We start from the raw sequence: 5,151 nt of genomic DNA on the forward strand, positions 1-5,151 counted from the left end.
ACAGAGGGACGAAGTTATCCCCTGTCCAGACTTTGGATAAAGCTATTGAGATAGCTACCAATAAAGGAGTTACCAATATCTACATGCAATCTGGCATTTGGATGTATACAACTTTCACTACTATCAGCATACCTAAAGGGCTTACGATAAAAGGTGGGTTTGACTCTTCATTTTCATCACAAACGGGATACTCTACTCTTAGTAATGCTTCCATAGAAATAGATAAAGTTGATAGGGTAACTATTTCCAGGCTTTGGGTTAAAGGGAATACCTCTAGAGGGATATACATTTCTTCTTCTAAAGACATCACCATTGCCAATAGTGGTGTTTCTGATATAAATTCTTCTTTTTCATACGGTGGTGGTGTACTCGTTAGTTATTCTACAAACATAGAGATAAAGGATACAGTGATACATTCCTGTAAAGTTAAAGATTACGGTGGTGGGATGGAAGTTTTCAGAAGTTATGAAGTTTATGTTATTGGTTGTACAATAACTAACTGCATTGCCGATAGCGACAAAAGTGGTACAGGTGGAGGTGGTGCTATTTCTGTTGAAAGCTCTGGTAAACTCTATGTAATGAACAATGTTATGTTAAATTGTGGAATACCTTCAAATTCTCCTGCTAATGATAGTGTGATAATCTTCTATAGCTCATTTTCAACACAAGTTCGCATTGAAGGTAACACTATAGGTGGTGTTAGTTTATTGTCTACTTACGGTGTATACGAGGAAGTCAGCATTTCAGGACATGTAGTGAAAAATAATACTTTTAAAAATGTTTGGTATCCATACTATGATTATGTCAGAGGTTCTTTAAGCATTAACGAGCTTAACGGAGGACTTGCTGGCACATCTGAGGCTTCTGGGAATGTTTTAGAGTAATAGTGTTTTTACTTTACGATATACTTAACTGGGGGAGTTTATGAGAAAGGTGTTAGGTTTGGTTGTTTTGACGTTTTTTGCTGGAGTCTTGGTGGTTGAGGGTATTGCACAGGATGTGGTTGTCAGAGATTCTAAGCCTGAAGAATGGGGAATACTTGCAACATCTCCTGTTACTGGTGTGCAGTTTAAGGTAAGGAAGGATACAAAGGTTGCTGAGTATAGAGGAAAAGTTTACTTTTTTGATGCTAGGAAGGATCTGGAAATGTTCTTGGCAAATCCGAGAAAGTACGCAGGACCGTTTGTAGTGAGAAGAACTGTAACTGGGGCTGAAATTGGTAAGTTTGTTGTTTCACCTATAAGCGGTAAAATCTTTGTAGCTTCTCCTAATATAATCTCAGTTGAGTATGAAGGGAAGATTTTCTATCTTCTCTCTGAAACGGAATATCAGCTTTTTGAACAAAACCCGGATAAGTATTATCCACTCTCGGTAGATGTCGTAGTGATAACCAATTTCATTGTTAGAACTAATTGTGTAGTCAGTTATATAATAGTTACTAATGTTCAAACCAACGTTCAGCTTGTCAATGAGCTTGTGCTTATAACAAACTACATAATAAGGACAAATATTGGAGCAGTTGAGCAACAAAAAGTTGTAGTTGTTAGGGAAGAACCTAAGGTTGTTGCTGTTCCAGAGCAAAAGGTAGTTGTAGTGCCAGAACAGAAAGGAAAAGTTGTAACTGTGGAAGTGCATAAGCCTGAGAAGGTTACTACTGTGGTTATTGACTTAGAGGATGAAAAGAAGCTTATAAAGTTTCAGAGAGTAAGAAAAGGTGAAGTAATAATTGTTAGAGGTCCACATCATAAGGAGATGGGAAAGGTAGCAGTGTCACCAGTAGATGGTAATGAGTTCGTTATAACCAGCACTTCGTTTGTTATAAGGGTTGGTAAAAAGCTTTATTATGTCAAAAGTGAAGCAGAGTTGAATCTTTTCTTAGACAATTTTGATAAGTATGCGAGGTAAGTAAGTCAAAAGGGGGTTTTCGGCCCCCTTTAATATTTTCGTTTCAATAAGTTAGGAAGCTCTGAGGGTGTTTCTAAAGAAAAACTGTGCCTTAACTGTCAGATTTTGGAATTTATTGTTCTAAAAGCAATAACCGTTAGGTAAGTAAGATTCTGAACTTTTTGCTTACCTGCTCTCTTTGGTTCTGGATAGTGTTTATCGGTCACAAAACTTCACTTCACACTAAGTCTCTTAAGTGTTTGTCAAAAAGGTATTTACTCGGAAGCATTTACTCAGTCATAACAAAGACTTGAAAGTAGTAAAAAGAAAGCTATACAGACTTTGGAATTCCTTGGGTTTGGTTATTTTGAATTGAATTTGATTTGAAGAGAGAGTTATACTTAATCTAGGTGCTTGTCAGGGTAAGTTAATAACTTATTTTTGGTAACTTATGTAATCTTAGGTAGATTTATTTGTGGAGAAGGGTATGAAGATGGTTTTGAAGCTAGTATTTAGATACCTTCAGTGGGTAGTGTCGGGAGTTCTTTTGGCAATGTCTTTTCCGCCTAATGGGGTACCTTTTCTTGGGTTTATAGCTCTTATACCGAGTATTTATAGAAGTTATAGAGATGGCTATTTCTCAGTGATCTTAGGGTCTCTGATTTTCTCTTTGGTTCTTTATAGCTTGACACTGGATTGGTTTTCTTCTTTTCATCCTCTTGCTCCGTTGGGAGTGATGATTCCTCTTTGTCTTTATAACATTTTGCCTTTTGTTGCCTTTTCGGTTATTTCTAAAGGAATGAGGGAGGATGTTCTTTTGTTGTTTCCGTTTTTGTGGGTAGGTGTTGAGATTCTGAGAGGTAATGGTTTTTGGTCGTTACCACTTTTGTATTTGGCTCATACTCAGTATCATTTCGCTTTGGTGGAGAGTGAGGTATTTTCTGCAATAAATGGTGCTGTGCCATCTCTAGCTCAGGTGTTTGGTGTATTTGGTGTTAGTTTCTTTGTTGCTCTTTTCAATTCTTTGATACTTGTGCTTGCTATGAAGATTGTCAGTAAGAAGCTAGAGCTGAATTTAGTATATCTTGTTTCTGTGGTTCTACTGTCATTTTTAGGGTTCTTTTTGGTGTGGTTATCTTTGAGTGTTCTCAAGGAGTTTTCTATAGCGAAAGTTGTAGTTTGGCTGGCTTTGGTTGCGGTGATTTTTCTTGTTTTTATGTGGAACTTGACTAAGGAAGTTTTAGTAAAGGTAATTAAGATGTATTATTCTATTGTTGTAGTTATTGTGGTTGTTTTTACTGGTTTGGGGTTGTTTTTGGAGGCTAAATTGATTTACGAAGCAAGTAATGCGAACAGTGTGAGATTTTCGCTTTTGCAACCGAATTTCTCTCCTTGGGAGAAGTTATTTGCTAAGGATTTTGATAAGCTTAATATTGTTGTAAGGTTGTATCATGATGCTAGCAAAGATTCTGATTTAGTTGTTGGGTGTGAGAGTATTTTACGTGATCCGGTTAATATGTATTGGGAATTTGGGGATTGGTTTGGAGTTAAGGCGATGGGAATTGCAAAAGAAGTTGGGAAACCGATTATTCTCACATATCCTCATATGGAGAGATTTTTGACAAATACTTTTATTGTTAGAGATGGTAAGCTACATAGGGTGATTCAGGAGATGTATAGGTATTACAATAGTGCGTTGTTTTTTGATAAAAAGGGTGTTTCCATTGCTAGGTATGATAAAGTTCATACCGTTCCGTTTGGAGAGTGGACTCCGTTTTCGGAGTATATTCCTCCACTTAGGCAAGCTATAAATGCTATCGTTGGGGGAGATTTGACACCAGGTAAGAGGTTTATGGTTATTTCTGTTGAAGTTAAGCCAAATGTTGTTGTTAATATGGCTCCGATAATATGCTTTGAGGATCTGTATCCTTACATAGCCAAGAAACTTAGGAGAATGGGAGCAGATGTCCTTGTTAATATGACTAACGATGGATGGGCAAATAGTGTTAAGAGTCAGTGGCAACACTTGATTGGTGCAATGTATCGTGCTATTGAGGTAGGGTTGCCCTTGCTTAGAGCAACTAATACTGGTAGGAGTGCAGTAGTTTTGCCTTATGGAAGGATAATATCTAGGATAGATGACTTCAAGCAAGGGTTTATGGCCGAGACTGTGAAGTTGAAAAAGATTGATACTCTCTTTGTATCTTACGGTGAACATGTGTTTCTAGGTATAGTGGTTCTGGGAAGCTTGTTAGCGTTTTTTTGTCCATTCATCCGATACAAGATTAGATACTAATAGGTTTTGGGAAAGTTTGATTGTATTTTGGTTTTCTTGATATTGGTTAAGGTATCTTTTAAAATTGTTTTTAGGATAGGGAATTAGATAGTGTTCATTTGCTTCTGGTCTTTTTATTTTCTAATCTTTAGAGGGGAATTTTATGTCAGAAAGTTTTGTTTCCAAGCAGGAGAATGACTCTGGCTTTGAGGAAGAAACTAATTTTCAAAGCTTTCAGAGTAGTATGGAAGAGAGTGGAGAGACAGTTGAAGCTGGAGTTGGAGGAAAGGAAACTGAGGGTAAAGAGGAGGATCTTAAAAGCACTCTAATGTCATTAAAAGAGGAGATGGTTCAAGAAACGCTAAAGGATAAGGAAGAAGCTCTTTCTAAGAGGGAAGTGAGGAAAGAATTGCCTTCCAATATGAGGGAACTGTTTTTAGATGATCTTAAGGAAAGATCAATAGATGATCTTATGGATATTCTTTACAACTTGTACGATGTTAAACTTTCCTCTTACAAGAGTAAGTTGGATATTTTATTCAAGATTGTTGATAGTCACACAAAGATGGGGGGAACGGTTTATGCTAGGGGTGTTTTACAGGTGCTAAACGATCAGAATCAGGGGTATGGTTTTCTTAGGTCTGAGGAACATAATTATCTTTCCGGAGCGGGGGATATATATGTTTCTCAGACTCAGATAAGATCCTTGGGACTAAGGACAGGAGATGAGGTATTCGGGACAATAAGAGCTCCTCTAAGAGATAACGAAAAGTATTTTGGGTTACTTAAGGTAGTAAAGGTTAATGGGAAGGAGTTTACTGGCAATCTGCAAAAGAGAGTCTATTTTGACAAACTTACGCCAATGTTTCCTACTGAGAAGTTTAATCTGGAATATTCAAAGGAGGATATAGATACGAGGATAATAGATATTTTTATTCCGATAGGTAAAGGGCAGAGAGGTTTAGTAGTTTCCCAACCTAAAGCTGGTAAAA

At 37.1% G+C, this 5,151-nt stretch carries 4 protein-coding genes; all 4 read left to right on the forward strand.

The features are described from left to right. The coding region (locus tag ABDH28_05045) for a right-handed parallel beta-helix repeat-containing protein (GenBank protein ID MEN2998382.1) at positions 1-884 on the forward strand (884 nt) is incomplete at its 5' end. Between the two features lie 40 nt (positions 885-924). Next, positions 925-1,905, forward strand: coding sequence for a hypothetical protein (locus ABDH28_05050; GenBank protein ID MEN2998383.1), 981 nt, complete (start codon positions 925-927; stop codon positions 1,903-1,905). 466 nt (positions 1,906-2,371) lie between these two features. Next, entirely contained in the window at positions 2,372-4,180 is a 1,809-nt protein-coding gene (gene lnt / locus ABDH28_05055; GenBank protein ID MEN2998384.1) for an apolipoprotein N-acyltransferase, read from the forward strand. A 142-nt stretch (positions 4,181-4,322) separates the two neighbouring features. Next, positions 4,323-5,151 (forward strand): hypothetical protein (locus ABDH28_05060; GenBank protein ID MEN2998385.1); only part of this gene is annotated, 829 nt, incomplete at its 3' end.

The sequence above is a fragment of the Brevinematia bacterium genome, assembly GCA_039630355.1.
Lineage (GTDB): Bacteria > Spirochaetota > Brevinematia > DTOW01 > DTOW01 > SKYB106.